The 16907-nt window shown below is 60.5% G+C and carries 16 protein-coding genes; 8 read left to right on the top strand and 8 right to left on the bottom strand.

The features are described from left to right. The first annotated feature begins 586 nt into the window (after positions 1 to 586). The 5 genes from AC1ENN_RS01375 (at position 587) to AC1ENN_RS01355 (ending at position 6303) form a co-directional block, all read left to right on the top strand. Complete coding sequence (locus tag AC1ENN_RS01375; RefSeq protein WP_480406479.1) at positions 587 to 1066, top strand: TraM recognition domain-containing protein; 480 nt, start codon at positions 587 to 589, stop codon at positions 1064 to 1066. Beyond that, positions 1066 to 1479 (top strand): hypothetical protein, encoded by a 414-nt coding sequence (locus tag AC1ENN_RS01370; RefSeq protein WP_480406478.1) that lies wholly within the window; start codon positions 1066 to 1068, stop codon positions 1477 to 1479. Before AC1ENN_RS01375 ends, AC1ENN_RS01370 begins: the two co-directional genes overlap by 1 nt. Beyond that, positions 1476 to 1925 carry a hypothetical protein gene (locus AC1ENN_RS01365; RefSeq protein ID WP_480406477.1) on the top strand — a complete coding sequence of 150 codons (450 nt, stop codon included), beginning with the start codon at positions 1476 to 1478 and terminating at the stop codon, positions 1923 to 1925. The genes AC1ENN_RS01370 and AC1ENN_RS01365 overlap by 4 nt, the downstream gene beginning before the upstream one ends. 121 nt (positions 1926 to 2046) lie before the next feature. Next, on the top strand, positions 2047 to 2535 hold the full coding sequence (locus tag AC1ENN_RS01360; protein WP_480406476.1) for a hypothetical protein: 489 nt from the start codon (positions 2047 to 2049) through the stop codon (positions 2533 to 2535). Between the two features lie 75 nt (positions 2536 to 2610). Beyond that, on the top strand, positions 2611 to 6303 hold the full coding sequence (locus tag AC1ENN_RS01355; RefSeq protein ID WP_480406475.1) for a cutinase family protein: 3693 nt from the start codon (positions 2611 to 2613) through the stop codon (positions 6301 to 6303). 87 nt (positions 6304 to 6390) lie between these two features. Here AC1ENN_RS01355 and AC1ENN_RS01350 read toward each other — a convergent pair whose 3' ends face one another. From AC1ENN_RS01350 to AC1ENN_RS01335, 4 genes are all read right to left on the bottom strand, one after another. Beyond that, complete coding sequence (locus AC1ENN_RS01350) at positions 6391 to 6582, bottom strand: hypothetical protein (RefSeq protein WP_480406474.1); 192 nt, start codon at positions 6580 to 6582, stop codon at positions 6391 to 6393. 352 nt (positions 6583 to 6934) lie between these two features. Beyond that, positions 6935 to 8146 carry an integrase core domain-containing protein gene (locus tag AC1ENN_RS01345; protein ID WP_480406473.1) on the bottom strand — a complete coding sequence of 404 codons (1212 nt, stop codon included), beginning with the start codon at positions 8144 to 8146 and terminating at the stop codon, positions 6935 to 6937. A gap of 353 nt (positions 8147 to 8499) precedes the next feature. Further along, complete coding sequence (locus AC1ENN_RS01340; RefSeq protein ID WP_480406472.1) at positions 8500 to 9096, bottom strand: hypothetical protein; 597 nt, start codon at positions 9094 to 9096, stop codon at positions 8500 to 8502. A gap of 182 nt (positions 9097 to 9278) precedes the next feature. After that, entirely contained in the window at positions 9279 to 10196 is a 918-nt protein-coding gene (locus tag AC1ENN_RS01335; protein ID WP_480406471.1) for a DNA-processing protein DprA, read from the bottom strand. Positions 10197 to 10218: 22 nt separating this feature from the next. On the opposite strand from AC1ENN_RS01335, the gene AC1ENN_RS01330 reads away from it, so the two are divergent. The 3 genes from AC1ENN_RS01330 (at position 10219) to AC1ENN_RS01320 (ending at position 13026) form a co-directional block, all read left to right on the top strand. After that, positions 10219 to 10653 (top strand): sigma factor-like helix-turn-helix DNA-binding protein, encoded by a 435-nt coding sequence (locus AC1ENN_RS01330; protein ID WP_480406470.1) that lies wholly within the window; start codon positions 10219 to 10221, stop codon positions 10651 to 10653. A 321-nt stretch (positions 10654 to 10974) separates the two neighbouring features. Further along, positions 10975 to 12240, top strand: coding sequence for a four-carbon acid sugar kinase family protein (locus AC1ENN_RS01325; RefSeq protein WP_480406469.1), 1266 nt, complete (start codon positions 10975 to 10977; stop codon positions 12238 to 12240). A 51-nt stretch (positions 12241 to 12291) separates the two neighbouring features. Continuing rightward, entirely contained in the window at positions 12292 to 13026 is a 735-nt protein-coding gene (locus tag AC1ENN_RS01320; RefSeq protein ID WP_480406468.1) for a FadR/GntR family transcriptional regulator, read from the top strand. On the opposite strand, the gene AC1ENN_RS01315 is transcribed toward AC1ENN_RS01320, so the two are convergent. The 4 genes from AC1ENN_RS01315 to AC1ENN_RS01300 form a co-directional block, all read right to left on the bottom strand. Continuing rightward, positions 12995 to 14527: a D-apionate lactonase family protein gene (locus AC1ENN_RS01315; RefSeq protein WP_480406467.1), complete on the bottom strand. Its 1533-nt coding sequence runs from the start codon at positions 14525 to 14527 to the stop codon at positions 12995 to 12997. The genes AC1ENN_RS01320 and AC1ENN_RS01315 overlap by 32 nt on opposite strands. Next, complete coding sequence (locus tag AC1ENN_RS01310; RefSeq protein WP_480406466.1) at positions 14524 to 15282, bottom strand: SDR family NAD(P)-dependent oxidoreductase; 759 nt, start codon at positions 15280 to 15282, stop codon at positions 14524 to 14526. Before AC1ENN_RS01310 ends, AC1ENN_RS01315 begins: the two co-directional genes overlap by 4 nt. Then, the gene (locus tag AC1ENN_RS01305) at positions 15279 to 15782 is read right to left on the bottom strand and encodes a VOC family protein (protein ID WP_480406465.1); all 504 of its coding nucleotides are present in this window, start codon (positions 15780 to 15782) and stop codon (positions 15279 to 15281) included. Before AC1ENN_RS01305 ends, AC1ENN_RS01310 begins: the two co-directional genes overlap by 4 nt. A gap of 87 nt (positions 15783 to 15869) precedes the next feature. Then, on the bottom strand, positions 15870 to 16880 hold the full coding sequence (locus AC1ENN_RS01300; RefSeq protein WP_480406464.1) for a substrate-binding domain-containing protein: 1011 nt from the start codon (positions 16878 to 16880) through the stop codon (positions 15870 to 15872). Positions 16881 to 16907: the final 27 nt, after the last annotated feature.

Below are 16907 nucleotides of genomic sequence, written 5' to 3'. Positions count from 1 at the left end.
TATTGCTCGGCAAAGTGCTCTGCCTCCAGCAGATCGGTGAAATCAGGGAAAGAGAACATGCAGCCTTAGATCCACGTCTTCGAAGTTGGCTGCCGCGTTGCCGCAGGATCGACTGCGTTCAGGATAATTGTGTCGAGGAATGTCGACATCTAGTGAGTTGCTTATCGAGGATGGCCAAGACAATGTCTTCCACGACGGACTTCCTCAACGCGCAGCAGGGGTTACACACGAGCTAAATACTCCGCTGGCTTCGACGAAGCGAGCAAACTTTGAGTTCAGATTCGTGACTTTTCAAATGAAGCGCTCTCGCCAAAGCGTGGCGAGAACTTTGACGCCGACGAATTTCTCTCCGGCGAAAACACTCTCTACCTGATCGGCTCAAGCTGGGGCTCAGGCGCGATGGGAGGCTTCCTCGGCGCTCTCCTGGACGACGTGGTTGAAACCGCACGCCGCAAAGCACTGGCAACACCCGGCTCGCGACTCGATCTGCCACTGGGACTGATCCTCGACGAGATCGCGAATATGTTCGCCTGGCCAGCGTTACCCCCGCGTCATGGCTGACGGTGGCGGCCGAGGAATTTGCACGATGGTCGTCTTGCAAGCACTCTCACAAGCCGAGACCGCCTGGTCGAAGGCAGAAGCAGACACCATCTGGTCTGCAGCCACGGCGAAGATCCTGCTCGGCGGTGCCTCAGATATGGGGCACCTGCGCGATATTGAAGCCATGCTTGGAAAGCGGCAGCTGAAGCGTTCTTCCTACAGCTACAACCAGCAGGGAGCATCGACCAGCAACCAGCTCGAGCGGGTTCCGCTGATGACCGTTGACGAGATCCGTCGTATGCCTCAGTCGATGGGATTGTTGGCCTATCGGAACAGACGCGGTGCGCTCCTCGATCTGCGCGGATGGACTGATCGTGCTGACAGCAAGAGCATCTCGACGGGAAAGCGCACAACCGAGGCAGAACAGCAACAGCAGTTCCGCACCCAGTTCGCCAAAGCCGAACCGCTCGTGCTTCCCGAGCCCGAAGAAACCCTCGAACTGGACTTCGAGGAAACCCAGAACTGATGTCGAACTCCCGCAGGCCGGTACGCGGCAACAAATACCGCACAGGTTACTTGCGCTCACGCACATGGTTCGCCCGCCGTGCCCGCTGGTTCGCCGAAGAAACCGAAGCCGGAAACGAGTTGCGCTGCGCCGCCTGCAGCAGAGCCGCGAAAGTTCGCGAGCTCGAACTCCACCACATCGACTATTCCGGAGTTACTGAGACTCCGACTGGGTGGAAAGCTGACGAAAAGCACAACGACCTCGTGAGCCTGCACCCTGCCCATCACGAGCTGCTACACCGCCTTCTCGAACGCGACCAGGCACTGCGCTCTATGCGCAGCCGTCGAGTCGCAAGCGCATTCGCCCTACGCGTTCTACGCGTTCTACGCGTTCTACGACGCAAACTGACCACGACAATCACGGAGCAACCATGAGCTACGACGACTTTGACATCAACGACGTCCTCGCCGAAGAAGAAAGCGACCGCGAACCAGACTCCGAAGAGATCGCAGCAATCGCAGTGAACTGGCGAACGCTACCGAACGAAGACGCCTCTGAGAAATGGGAAGAGCTGCGCTCGTGGGTCGAGTGGATCAGCAAACGCTACGCGGTTGACGAGACCGTCATCCCTGATTGCTGGTGGAAGCACGACGCCCTCGTAGAAGAGCTCTCCGCATTACAAACCGCATGGACTGTCTCCTATGACACCACCGACGCCGGCTACGGACCCGTCGGATTCGTTGAACGCTGGCACAACGCTCAAGCACGGCTCCGACAAATCTCCGGAGGATCGTGCACCCAGGGCCACCGCACCGATCGCGTCCGAGATTTCCCTGACACCGACGAGTGGAACCGTTGGAGCACATCCAGCCATGTATGAATCGCCCTGTCTATCTCGAGCAAATATGCGAAAGCATTGCACCTAGAGCTAGTCCAAAAATTGTCGAGGATTCCTACACAAAAGAGGTCTCATTCTCGCCTCAACTGACATACTCATCTGCATGAGGCACAAGACTACGAACACAGCGGGCAATCGCACGGTTGCCGCAGGAACAATACTGCTGCTCGCCTTTTCGCTCAGCGGCTGCTACTTTTTCAACCCGAATTGGAAGCAGGACCGTCAGGACTACCTCGACGCTGCAGTAGCTGATTTTGGCGCGGCGACCGTTGCCGAAGTAATTTGCGAAGGGGCGGGTGGCGAGCCCACTCCGAAGAATGGGTACACCCACTACTTCGTCTTTGTGGGAGACGATATTCCCGCAGCTGTCGGCGCCCGACTCGAATCGCTGGACTACACCGGGTTCACTCGGCCAGATTCTCTGAGTTACAGAAACGCTGGCGGCATCGGAGTTACTGGGTACGCATTGGACGATAGCGATGTCGCCGGTCGAATAGGAGTACGGCTTGCAGAAGACGAGTGCGACTTCCCGAGCACTGGTGCGATGTGGGTCCAGTTTCGAGAGACAGGTACGACAGAAGATTCTGACTAGCCCCACAACAGGGGGATTGACTGATCCATTGCGAGAACACGATGGTTAGCTAACTGTCAAAATGAGGGATCATCAATGAGAAGGCTCATCGCGTTCGTAGTCGCTTCGATTCTTGCGAGCTTAGCTGCCGCTTCCGCAGGCCCGGTTGCGGCTGCACCCGTCTGCCCAGATTTTCAGATCTTGGGAGCAAGGGGAACCGATGAAGCTGGCGGTGAGTTCGGAATGGGGTTTATGACTGAATCCTTTGCCCTAGCTTTACGAGACCTCTTGGACCCTACTCCCGAGGCGGATTCGTTCGAACCTGTTGAGTTCTTTGCCGTAGATTATCCTGCGGCAGCTTTCTATACGGTTGATGCTCCAGAAGAACTTCCTTACCAAGGGAAGTACCCACAGGCTTTTTTCGACTCAGTGCAGGCCGGAGCGGCGAACCTCAAGAACGAGATGTCCGTTAAGAGCATTGTCTGCTCTGAAACCCAATTCGTTTTGACAGGCTACTCCCAAGGCGCGGCAGTTGTTCGGAAGGCCTTGCAATTGCTCGCCAGCGCTGGCGACTACGACGCAATTGATCAAGTCGCCGGGATCGCCACCTTCGGTGACCCCTACTTCGATCCGGAGGACAGCGCTGCGAACTACGGCACCTACAGCCCCTCCCGTTTCGGTTTATTCGGACCAATGCGGGATGACTCGTTCACACCGCATGCCAACTGGGGAGATCTAACAGACGCTCCAGTGATATCTGTTTGTGTGAAGTGGGATTTCGCGTGCCAGCCTCGAACGAACTCGCGACTGCTGACATATACGGGAACACCTGTCCTCGAACCGTTACAGATTCTTTCGCGGGCGGTCTCAGCAAACGGTGGAAATATCTTCAGGGAACACGAGCTGTATTTCAAAATGGGCTACACAGAATCTGCAGCGTACCAGCTAGGGACCCGCATGGGCATGGCATTCCCCGAGCAGGCATGGGGCGAATCGGCCCCGGTCGACGTAGTCATTGTCGTGGACTCCACGGGAAACGCAGGCGGGGCCGTCTCGTTGCTGCAGGGCGACGCCGCTGAGTTTGTGGAACTGGTGACCGACAACGTAAAGGACTCTCGTGTCGCTGTCGTCGATTTCAAGAGTGGCGGCGAACTCACGAGCAATAATCCTTACGCGGTGAACATTGCCAGTGATTTTAGCGACGATGGTCAAGACGCTATTGATGCTCTGCAAGACATCAGCCAAGGCGGCAGAACAACCGGTGCCATTTACTCCGCCGTCAATACCATCGATGCCATGTCATGGCGACCAGGTGTGCGCAAGATCACTCTCACGCTGACAGGGTCGCGCGCGTGCGATCTACGATATTGCAATGTGGAGAGCGGAAGCGACGTCCCCTACCCGGAATACACCGATCGTCACCGTCCGGCGAACCTGCGGGCTGCAGGCGTTTACACAAAGGATAATGAGTACTTCTTCGAAACCGCGGGGTGGAGCGCGATCATGGATGATCGTTGGAGGTCCCGACCTGGAGAGTACGAAACCAACGCGTACATGGTTGAAGAGCTCAAGCGAGTCTTCGTTTCCGCATTGACAGAAGTAGACGAGCCTATATCGGGAATCTCCGAATCCCTCGTCGGAGAAAAAGCGACCTTCAACGCCGCGGAAGTGGTGCCGTTCTACGCGGATTCACCGCCACGGAACTTGCAGTGGTCTTACACTCACCAGCCCTTGCCCTCGGATGGTGACGACGGTGGCGGTGCGTCCGCATCCCGGTTCGGAGTCTTGAATGAGACAGCACCAGAGCCAGAAATGGATCCGGATCCATTGCCTGCCGATATGGGGCCGATGTACGAGATCGAGTTCCTAGAATCCGGCATCTACCAGGTGACACTCACGGGGTATGTGGACGATGTGATGCAAGAGTGGAACACTAGCGTTCGGATCGACGAGCTCCCCACGGAGGCTCCCGCCTCGCCTCTTCTGGCTTCGATAGTGGAAGACGACGCACAAGTCTTGGCGTGGACAGCAGGCGAGGGTGAACCTGCCGCGTTCTATAACGTGGTGGATGCTGACGGTACCGTTCTGCAATCGTTGGCACCAGTAGCCACGATTGGGAAGAACGGACTCATGGACTTCGAGTTCACGATCCCGCTAGAGCCCGCTGAGGAACCCAGCTACTCAGTCGTCGCGGTTAATGCGGCCGGAGAGACTCCAGCGACAATGCTCGTCAGAGCCGATTCAGCGATCTACGAGCACGCTTTTGATGTTGAAGGAGTACCCAGCGGGCGCACATTGCACCTGGCCGGTGACAGCACTCCAGAACTGACCGCGCTTAAGGCCAAACTGGACGCGAGCAATGCCGTGGCTTCTATTGGCGGGACCTACAACGCGACATTCCACTCGCCCTCAGGAGTGAGTTTCGCGCTCGACATGTCCTCTGTCACCACGGACATCACGATCGACGACGCTTTTGAAATCGATGTGGAGTTTGGAGACTCGGTAGATTCTGCGGGAAGACCTGTGTGGGAAACCATGCAAGAGGGCTTCGCGGATGAGTTCCTCTTGGGCGGCACATTGGATGTGCTGGTCAACGGGGATCGTATGCGCCTCAAAGTTGAACCGACCGCCGAAACCTCTCAACCCGGTGAGTTCGTCATCGACGCCAATTCAACACCGCCAGCGAGCACTCCAATAACCAGTTTCGTCGCGGACCCCGCCAACAACTCGGTCTCACTCGACTTCAGTGGAGCAGTGGATCCTGCCACCATGCCTATGTTTGCAGAAGCCGCCGACCCGCTGTTTGATTGGTCAACAGCGGCAATTTCAGACGTGCGAACCTGGATCGGTAACGCTGAAATGACCAATGCGGCTGCCCTAGTGAATCTCACCGCCTCCGAGGGCGATGCGAACACTCCGGGAGCGTTGGCGTTCACGTTGAATGGAAACATCGGAGGTGGGGACTACCGCACAATGCGGGAGTTCCTGCAGGAGGGAACAGTCTCGTTCCGAGTAGGCACTGGTGAGCCCAACGTCGTGAGCATGAACGTGGCAACGGCTGAAGCCGATAGCGCTTACCCCGCACCCGTCGTGGCTCCAGCTTTCGTCGGAGGCACAACAGCGAGGTTCGTGGAATATCGAAGCAGCGCGACCTGGAAACCAGTGATCGACTGGGGCTCTGCGGATCCCGGCACGATCGTTTACGACGGAATATTCCCGGGCGGCTCACTCTTCCCCGATTGGGAAACGGGCCGGCTAGAAGGTATGCCGCTAGAGCAGGGAACTTTCCCGATCACCATCACTGCCACCAACGATGCGGGCCAAGTCAGTCGCGTGTACAACATCGTCGTCTCAGCGAACACCGTTGACACCCGATACACATTGAATCGGACCATCGTCGACCGCAATCAAGACAACACTTTGTTCTTCTTGTTGCAGGGTTCGGACTATTTCCGTTCCGACAACCCGAACGTGATCAGTCGTTTGCCGATCATCACGCAGTTGGAAGCCGAGGGCGGCTATCTAAGTGGGCCGCTCGATAGCCTCACCATCACGGATCCCAACGGCGCACCGATCACGGTGACAGGTAGCTTCACCGTGAGCATGTTCCGTTCGAATCCTGACATCATCGATATTCAGTCAACAAATGCTGTAATCGGTGACAACGCCACCACCACGCTGGAAACGCTGCTGGCGCAAGGAGCGACAGTCTCATTCGTCTACGACGGCGGAGCGACCAATACCGTGGAACTCGGACCGCTGGAGATATACGAACCCGGGCAGCCCTAAAGAGCATGCTCACGTTGCCTTCAAATTTTCTTCCGCTACGAGCTCTGGGCAAACCAGCTCAGTTAATTGGGCAAGCACTTCATCGCCTTATGCTGCCTGCTGTCGAGACATCTCCGAGCCTTCACCAGCAGTCGGCGGGACGGCGACGGGATCGGGCGTTCGCCCCTTAAGTCGCGCGATTAGTGGTCGCGCAGGCTTCTCGAGAGCGTCGCTGAGCTCGAGGTAATACACCGCAAGCTGGGCGCGCTGGGCCGAATCGCCTTCAACCAGCTCGAGCACTTGACCTTGGCAGGCTCGAAAGTGCGGGTTTGCTGCACGGATAGGTGACGCATTGACCTGACCTATGGTTTGGTTTCCACTTTGAGGACATCGGGAGCGGCTATTTCTCCCGCCCCTCGATCAGAGGTCAATAGGTCACTCCCGTGTGGAGAACCAAACCTCAGGCAAACACTGGGCCGGGACGAGTCGAAATGCCGCATATCAGTCGATTTTCGGCCCAAAACTTTGTGAAGTGTGGGCAAAATGTGGGCAAAAGAAAAACAGGCCCAACCGCTGTGATGTATCAGGACATAGGTGACAGTTCTGCATCAGGACATCGGTAACACTTCCTGCATCAGGACATCGGTGACACTTAGAGGGTTCTGGGTTGACGTCCGCGGGGCCGGCCGGAGCCGACGTATTTGATTCCCGGCCGCGGCCAGCGGTGTTTCATCAGCTGGGTGCCTTGGTCGTCGAAGACGAGCAGGTGCTGGTCGGTCTCAACCAGATAGACGCTTTGGCCAGCGAGGAGCCGGGTGACGTGGAACCGGGTTTGCCGGACTTGGACGATGCCGTTCGCAGCGACGGTGGTGCGGCGGATGCCGTCCCAACCAACTGGTCGTTGCTGGTTCCTGGGCCTTGGCGGGTCCGCTTTCGGTGTTGCCTCCCATGCCGCGGCCGGCGTGATCCTGCCGGGCAGGCCCTGATGGGGTCGCTCGGTGTTATAGATCTGGTCGAAGCGGTCGACTTGCTCCTGCAACTCCTTGAGGGTGCCGGCGAGGGGTTGTTTGTCGAGCCATCGGAACAGGGTCTGATGGAAGCGTTCGTTCTTGCCCTGGGTGGTCGGCTTATAGGGCTTGCCGGTGATCGCCTCAACGCCCAGGGCGGTGACATAGGTGACGAGCTGTCCGACCGCTCCGCGCCTCGACGGGTTCAGCGCGGCCCCGTTATCGGTGAGGAGGCGCTGCGGAACTCCGTGCGCTGTGATCCCTTTCGCAACGACCGCGATGGCGCCCTTCGAGGTTTCACCCCAAGCAACATGGGAGGCAACCGCGCGGCGGGAGTGATCATCGATCAACTGGAAGATCACACATTTGCGACCAGCGGTCAGGACATACTCGGTGCCGTCGAGCTGCCAGCACGCGTTCGGAGCCGGATAAACAAACCGACGAAACGAGGCCCGAGGCTTCTTCCGCGGCTCCACCCGCGCAACCCCGGCATCTCGGAAGATCCGCGACAGTGCTGCCGTCGACGGGACTGGAGTCATCCCGAGCGCCTTCATTTTCTCGTGGACACTGATCGGCCCGTGGTCGAGCCCCGACTGCTCCAACGCCGCCCGCACACCAATCGCTTGAACCTTCACCGCGTCAGCCGTCCGGTTCGGGCTCGACCTCGGCCGACGAGTTCGAGGCTCGAGCGCCGCCGCCTGACCTTCTACTTCGGCCCGCTTCTTGATCGCGTAGAAAGTCTTCCGCGAGATCCCATGCTCGGCGCAAAACGTGCTCACCGAGCCTCTTGGCGAATCAGGCGGCCACTGGGTAATAGCAAGACGGACACGAGGATCGACAGGTTCAAAAGGGCTCATGCCTCAAACAATGAGGGAAAGTGTCACCACCAAGAACCAACGAGTGGTCACCAAACTATTGATGCAGAAGTGTCACCGATGTCCTGATACATAACACATGATTAAATATCAGTGAATTGGCGACAGCTCCGCAGAATATGAACCCGCGTATCCGGCCGATGGCTTTATTGCCACATCCGCAACATCACCGGATTGCTCTCCGACTATAGCTCGAGGACACAAATAGCACAGGTGGCGGCCTTTGCTGGCCCGCAAGAGCATGTCGAGAAAGACGGGCAGTGCTCCTCATTATGCCGAGTGCAAGCCACAGCACGACCAGACCCAACGCTTGGTCCTACGCCCAGGTGGCTTGGCTATGTCAGCGCCGCGAGACATGTGACATCGCTAACAGGGCACTGATCGACCGACCAGCCGACACTCGTATGCTTCTGCCTGAAATCCGCGAGCCGGGGCCACGCACTGGGCTTTAGATGATTGGCGAGTACCAGAACGGTGACATATGCGGCCCCGGCGCCCTTCACCGCGGTCGCCAACGATTGCGCCCGTGCACCAGTTGCCCACGTGTCGTCAAAGACGATCGTGTGCTTGTTTTCGACTGAGGCCGGATCATCGAGGCTGAATGCGGTCGGGTCGTACGCTCTACCGACAGCCTTCGAAGGGCGCGCTGTGGTGCGCGCCCAACTGTCCGGAAACAGGCGGGCTATTTGCTCAATCGGATGCACACCCTTCCGCCCTTTCGTTGAAGGCACCGTGACCATGGCGAGATCCATTCCGGGAGCCAAGCTCTCGATACACCGTCCGTGCACGATGGTCCCCCACCATCCAAGCTTCATTAGTCGAATACGCCCGTCGCGCGCAACTTCTTCATCTGGTCTCTTGTAGTTATAGATGTCGTTCCAAATTTGCGTTCCCCACCACCCATACGTAAGCGGAACAACACGGTCGGCCATACCGCACGACACCACTCGAGTACTCTCATGGTCGCTGCAGGCATTACAAAGCGGTTCGCTGACCCCAGGATGACCGCAGACCTGACAAAACTCTCCCAGCGTCCAACGGGGGAGCTCCACTATTCCATTCAGGTCTCGGCTGACAACTCTCGTCATCCGTTGGATATCTGCCGCGGTGTATTTCAACCCGAGACTAGCTCCTTGACCCAGGTCTCAAATCGCTGGTTGCGGTTCGCAATGGTGTCCGCTGCCCTTAGGGCTTCTTCCACGGATCCAACGACTGAAATGTCAAAGCCCGCCTCAATGTAGTTCTGTGCCCACTTTGTCTGGGACGCGACTTGCTTCGTCATGATTAGTGGTCGCCCATGCTTGATCGCAGCGCGCGCCTGAATCCGCGTACCGCTTGTCTCACCAGCTTCGACGATGATCGTCCCCAGAGAGTATGCGCTCATCGTCGCGTTTCGGATGGGAAAGTTTGCGCGCACTGGCCGCGCCTCCGGAAAGAACTGAGAGAGCACAACTCCGGTTTCTCCAATGGTCCCCTGAAGTTTTGCATTCTCAGCGGGATAAGAATGTTGGAGTCCACTACCAATGACGGCAACTGCCCTGGCCCCGATGGCAACTGCCGCTTCGAGCGCGCACGTGTCGATACCCCGTGCCAGGCCAGAAATCACTGAGAAATTCGCCTTTCCCAATTCTCTGGCGAGATCGCGGGCAAACGCGGCACCTTGATGGCTTGGTTGGCGAGTACCGACCACGGCAAAGCCGCTCTCTCGATTTCGGAGGGGGGCCGTTGCAAAAAGCACGAGCGGGTAATCATGTACAGCCTTCAAGCTCGCCGGATACGCGTCATCCAAGAACGTGAGCATCGGATACCCCGATGAGCTCCAACCCTCAATGTCTCGAAATCCCGCTTGAAGCTGCTCGGGGGTGTCGTCGAATAGCGTGTTACCACCGAACCCCGCAAGGATTTCGGTGGGCGTCTCACCGCCCGTGAATCGGGCGCGTAGCGCTGTGTGAGTGGTCGTCTTCGTGGTTTCCACGTGCCGCAACAGCGCCACGAGTGCAGCGCGTTCCGCTTGCAACTCTTCTCCGCCCATGAGCACACAATAGTCGCCACGGATGTCATTGAACCGATGGGCAGGCGGACGGCGCGCCCAGGTCCCCAAAGATGTGTGGCTTCAAGACATCGGAAACCCCACCACCAAGCCACAGGAAACTCTTTTCTCGACACAGTGGAACATGTCGATAGCTCGTCTGGTTATCACCGCCGTTGTTCTCGAGGGCCGTACCCACGCCGAAGTCGGCCGCGACTACGGGATCTCAAAAGGATGGGTCAGCAAACTAGTTGCCCGCTACCGAATCGAGGGTGAGGCCGCGTTCGAGCCTCACTCCCGCCGCCACACCACGCCCCGAGCGCGATCCCGACCGGCAGCATCGAGCTCATCTGAAACTGCGCCGAAGTTGCAACGGCCAAGGAATGGGAGCCGACCCGACACCATCGCTTGGCACCTATCAGTGCAGCAGACCCCAGGCCGACGCCGTGGGCGAAGATGACACAGCTGACCTGTCCGGGGCGCAGGACGGCCATAGCGCAGATACCTCGTCGGCAGGCACGGTGAGGTCGGCCGTGGTGACGCCGCGGCTGGCGACGAGCATCTCAAACGTGAGAAATTACGATGAGTGGGTACGCCGAACCACGCTGAGGTGTAAGGCAAGGCATGGTACCGGCCGCAGATCGAGTCCCTCCAGTATAACGACCGCGTCGCCGTCGAGCCGACTGCGTGGGGCGAATCTCCATCGCTGGAGTCGGTTCCTTCCGTACCGCGACGATAATAACTCTTGACAAATTGGTCAACCGGTTGTCAAATTTAAGCTGTGCCTGCCAAACAGAACCTCTCATCCTCCCCGCGAAAACGACGTGTGGTGGTGCTTGATGACGACCCGACCGGCTCGCAGGAGGCGGCCGGGGTGCCTGTCATGCTCTCTAGCGACCGCGAGGGACTTCGGCGCCTGCTCGCCGATCACGCCGCCGTTTACGTCATCACGAACACTCGCGCGGTCACAGAGGCCGACGCGCGCGCGCTGCTCGAGGAGCTTCGTGAGCACATCGCCTACGCGAGCGAGCAGCTGCACGCGCAGATTCTCGTAGTGCAGCGCGGCGACTCGACCCTGCGAGGCCATGTGTTCCCGGAGATCGAGGTCTTCGTCGAACCGGACTCGCTCATCGTCTTCGTACCGGCTTTCCCCGCCGGTGGTCGCAAAACCATTGACGGGGTCCACCGCGTGCTCGTCGGCGGGACATGGCTGAACGCAGCAGATACGGAGTTCGCCGGCGACCCCGTTTTCGGCTTCACCGCACGAACTTTACGCGACTACGTGCGCGAGCGCAGCGATCGCGCCGTCGTGACCTGCTCCCCCGGCGGCTTCCTAGAGAGCGCGGCGCGGGCCGATGCCGGCACGGTGATGATTCCGGATGCCCGCACAGACGCCGACCTCGCGGCCATCGCCCACGACATCCTCAGCCTCGTCGACTCTGGCCGCTCCGTCGTAGTGCGGTGCGCCGCGCCGCTCGCCGCCTACCTCGCCAGCGTGAAGTCAACGAGCCTCATTGACCTGAAATCCATCGACCGGACTAGACCGGTGCTGGTCGTCGCCGGATCGCACACCTCGGCGACGACCGCGCAACTGGCGGCCTTGCTCGAGAAGTGGCCGACGCTCGTGCAGATCGATACTGATGCCGCAATCGTTGATCCTGCCGCCGCATCCCGTATCGCGGGCACGGCCCTGCGCGAAGCGTTATCCAGCCACGACGTGGTGGTGCTTTCCACGGAGCGGGTTCGCCGGGCCGAGCACAGTTCACTCGCCGATGCCTTTCGCGTGATGTCCGCCCTTAGTGCGACTGTCGCGCATGTGGCTGACCTCCCAGGCCTCGTGCTCGCGAAGGGTGGGATCACGTCGGCCGATATCGCCCGGCTGGGTCTCGGGGCCGCGACCGCGTGGGTCGAGGGCCAGGTCGCCGCGGGGATCTCTCTATGGCGAATCGACCGGACGGGGGGACCTATTCCGTACATCGTCGTTCCGGGAAATATCGGTGAGCCAGAAACGCTGTCCCAACTCGTGCGAGAATTGGTGGACCAGTAGGACGATCCATGACTGGATTTCCGTCAAGCACGTTGAGACAAAGGCAGGCACGTGGCACAGGAATCAGTATTCGACACCAGCAACTTGACACCGTTGACGCGCGACTCAATCACTCGCGAAGTTGCCAGCCGTCTGCTTAACCACCTCACCACCGGTGACCTCGTCCCCGGATCGCGCCTGCCGTCAGAACGCCAGCTCGCCGCCCAGCTGCAGGTGGGCCGGTCGGCAATCCGCGAGACCCTCGCCGCGCTCGAGGTGCTCGGAATCGTGGACAGCCGACCCGGTTCAGGAACGTACCTGCGCAGCCACAGCTCCGACCTTCTCCCGACGGTCATCAATTGGGGTCTCGCTCTCGGGCAGCCCCGCACCCTCGACCTGGTCGAGGCTCGGGCCGAATTCGAGGTGATAACTGCGCGGCTTGCCGCGCAGAGGGCAACCCCCGATGATATCGTGCGCCTGACAGTGCACACCGATCGCATGGCCGCTGCAAAGAGCGGCTTAGACGACTTCATCGACGCCGACGTGGCGTTCCACCTTGAGATCGCAGATATCACAGGCAACACCGTGCTAGCCGACATCCTGCACAGCGTTCGCTCCCTATTGCAGGTGTGGGTGGAGCGCGCCGTGAAGGCGGATGGCACGACGAAGTCAACCCTAGATGAGCACCGTCGCATCCTGAGAGCGATCAAGGCGGGTGACGCCGACGCGGCCGAAGTCGCCATGAAAGCGCACATGCTTTCGGCGGGCAACCGCCTCAAGCGTTCGGTGGAGGAGGCTCAGTCCTGATCCGAGCCGCCCGCGCGGCGAGCGCGCGGTAGACGGGTGTCGGGGCACCGGCGGCGTCGAGTACTCCCCAGTCCCCTCGCGTTTCATAGACCGTGATGCCTGCGGCGCTGGCCGAGGCGTCGATCGCGGCAACCATCCAGTCGGCGGCGACCTGTTCGTGCTGCCTCTTATCCGGCGGAAGTTCGGGCTGCTCCCTTGGATGGGCGGCGACTGCGTTGAACGTACGAGTGAATGTCAACGGTCCTACCAGCAGTGGAATGCCACCCGCTAGGCGTTGAGCGTCTGAGACCGCGACCGCGAGCGCACGCGGCGTGGTCATGATCGACTCCTCGTCGAAGGCATGCACTTGGGGGTTGGCGGCGAACACCACCTCGTCGAGCAGGTGCAGCGGCAGCTGCTCTCTGGTCCGCGACAACTCCGCGAAGTTCGACCTCGCGCCGCCCGCGATCGGCACGCCCGAGAAGCGCGGCACGCGCGTACGCAGATGGTGCAGAGCCTCGGCGTGGGGGGTCGTGGTGACGTGGGTCTCGAAGTCGTAACTCTGCAGGCGAACGAGGCCCGCCGAGGGCATTGGGATGCCGTCCCCCCAGTCCGCCACCGCCGCCGGGTCCGACGCCACGAGGGTCACATCCATGCCAAGCCCGATGGCTTCTGCTTCCGTCACGGCGCGGCGCCACCGTGACTCCCACTCGGTATCGAGCAAGAGAGTCACGGCGATCCAGGCGGGGTCCAGGGCGCGCAGCAATTCTGCCTCAGCCTGAGTCACGGCAACCTGTCCACGTGATGCCCCTAACCCAATGCTCGGGGCGGCGACCGGAGCCGACGTCACCCGCGTTAGCATCGTCGACCAGTCCGGGGCACCCGCCCATCGGAGCGTCACGGACTGCTCCCCCTCCTCGCCGGGTGAGAGCTGCCGCGGGAGGGGTTTGGAGAGCGGTGGAGCGAAAGTCTTGAACGACGCGTCGATCCAGTTGCGCTGGTCCTCGAGATCGAACTCGTCACCCTCGAAATCGAAATCGACGTTCACCCCACCCACCCACATCCGTAGGCCGTGGAACTCAGTGAAGGGCGACCAGGGTGCGATGCTCGACGGGAAGTTGCTCTCGATCGGCCCGTCGCGACCCTTCACGACGAGCGGCTCGCCGGCGAAGTCCATAGGGTGCAGCAGGCAGAAACCGATACGGTTGACGGCGGTGGCCTCGGTGGCTCGGTAGCGCACGCGCGCCATCAGCGAGCCGGTAGCTCCGACGAACTCGAGCGAGAACCGAAAGACCGCATCCGGCGTCGCGCTGGAGCCGGCAACCGAGACGCTGAACCCGCTCGGGTCGACTTCGACGACCGGGTCCTCAAGCGATAGCGGCAGGGTCAGCCAGTCTGTATCGCGCAGCGCGAAGTACAGCCGGTCGAGCACGACGCGCCCATTGATGCGGATGTCGCGCAGCTCGTCGCCTTTGTAGATCACCGAGAGCGGCCCCGCGCGAAGCTCATGCACCTCACTCATCGGTTGGTGAGTCCACCATCAACGGCAAAGATCGCACCGGTCGCATAGGACGACTCGTCCGAAGCGAGGAACACTGCGATACCGGTGAGGTCGTCCGGGGTTCCGATCCGCCCCGTGGTCACCTTGGCCTCCAGCTCATGTAGCAGCGACTCGTCGGCGAGCAATCCCGCGATAAGGGGCGTGCGCGTGGTGCCTGGAACGATCGTATTCGCACGGATCCCCTGCGATGCGTAGTCGGACGCCACCACCCTGGTGAGCGCCATGACGGCGGCCTTCGATGATGAGTAGGCCGAGTATCCAGCGCCCGACATGGTGAGACCCGTGGGCGAACCGCAGATGATCACAGAGCCGCCGCCCGAATCAACCAGCAAAGGCAGTGCGTACTTGAGCGTCAGGAATACACCGGTGGCGTTGACCGCGAAAGTACGCTGCCATACCTCGAGGCTCGTCTCGTGTGTCACACCGTCTTCACCGTGCAACTGGATGCCCGAGCACGAGTAAATCACGTCGAGGCCTCCGTACGCCCTCGCCCAGTCGGCAAAAGATGCCGCCACCGCGGACTCGTCCGTGATGTCGCACGGGAGTGCGGTCGCGGATTCGCCCAACTCGGCCGCGAGGGCATCGAGTGCAGGTAGTGGTCGATCGAGAAGCCCGACCACCGCCCCCTCACGCACGAAGGCGCGAGCCGCCGCCGACCCAATTCCGCCAGCGGCACCCGCGATGACAGCTCGCTTGCCGTCCAGGCGCCCGGTCATCTTTCGACCGCCGCGCTGTCGGTCACGGTCACGGTAGCGGTCGGCACGATGAGCTCGGTCTCGGTGAGCTCGATCAACACCCCGAGAGGACGGTGCTCGAGGAAGCAGGCGAGTCGATCCCTGCCGCCCCGGAAGATCGAGTTCGTTGCCTGCTCGACATCTTCGAGGAAGTTCTCGATGCTGTCTACCGTAAAGCAGAGGTGGTGGAACCCCTCGCCTTGCTCCTCGATGAATGTGCGGATCTGGCCCTCGGCGGTCGGTTCCGCCAATTGCACCATCGTCGCTACGGACGGATCGGTGCCGTCGGGGGCGAGGTACATGAGCCGCACACCAGCCGAGCTTACAAGCTCGTCACCGACGATCGTCATACCCATGGTTTCGATGTACCAGATGGCCGCTTCGTCGGCGTCGAGCGTCGCGATCGCGACGTGGTCGATCCGTCGAGCGGGCACTGAACGTGGGGGGTCGGCGGGGGTGGTGTGATGGCATTCGCCTGACACGGGTGTTCCTTTCATATCGGGTCGGCGGAGGAGAAATCGTCCCCTCCGCGGGCCGTCCTGACCTCGGCCGCGGAGGGGACGAAACTTCTACTTCTGTGCGTCGATGATCCCGTCGATGTTCTCGGCAGTTGCCACGAGCAGACCCGTGTCGATGCCCGCCGGGATCGAGGACGCCACATCCGTGTCCAGCCCGAGAATGCGCTGCTGGTTGTGGTTGTAGTCGAAGAGCATCTTGAGCCCGTAGTAGGTGAACAGGACGCGCTTCTGGATGATGATCGCGTTGACCGTGCCGTCCTTCACCGTCTGGAAGAACTCCGGGGTCTGCTCCATCGCGGTGACCGCAACGTCGCCGGCCTTGCCCGCCTCTGTGAGCGCGCGCACAATGCCCGCACCGCTCTCCGAGTCGAATCCGGCGATACCCACGAGGTCTGGGTAGGCGACCAGCAGGGCTGAGGTCTTGGTGGCCGCGATCTCCGCGCCTCCACCGTCATCTTCCTCGGCAACGATCTCGAAGCCGGTGCCCTCAAGGGTGTCTTGGAATCCCTGACGCGCCTGCTTCATGTTGTCGGCTGCGATGATCGACAGCGTTGCGACCTTTCCCGGCTCTGTAGCCTCGATCATGGCCTTCGCCTGCGCGACACCGATCTGGTACCAGTCGGTGCCGACGAAAGCAAGTCGGTCGGAATCCGGCAGGTCGGCATCGACCGTGATAGTCGGCACGCCCGCGGCCATGCACTTGTCCACCGAGGCGCTCAGGGACGGGTCCCATCCGACGACGGCGACGCCGGCCGGCTTCTGTGCGCAGATCTGGTCGATCGTTGCGATGAACGCGGCAAGGTCGATGTTGGTCGGACCGGTCATCTCTCCCTTAACGCCGAGCTCTGCTGCCGCAGCCTCCCAGCCTGGGTAGTCGTTCGCGACGAACAGCGGCAAGGTCGAGTTCTGTGAGATCCAGTAGTAGGTCTCACCGGAGACGTCAGCGCCGTCACCCGTAGGGGGTGTTGGAGCGTTCTCAGGAGTACAGGCCGCGATGGCCAGCACTACGCCGAGGCTGAGAGCGATGGCGGCTCCGCCTCTAATCTTGGTGTTGCGAATCATCTTCGATCCTTTCTTTGGTGAACTGCA

This window comes from Rhodoglobus sp. G.S.23 (assembly GCF_056675935.1).
This window is presented reverse-complemented; position numbering and strand designations above follow the sequence as displayed.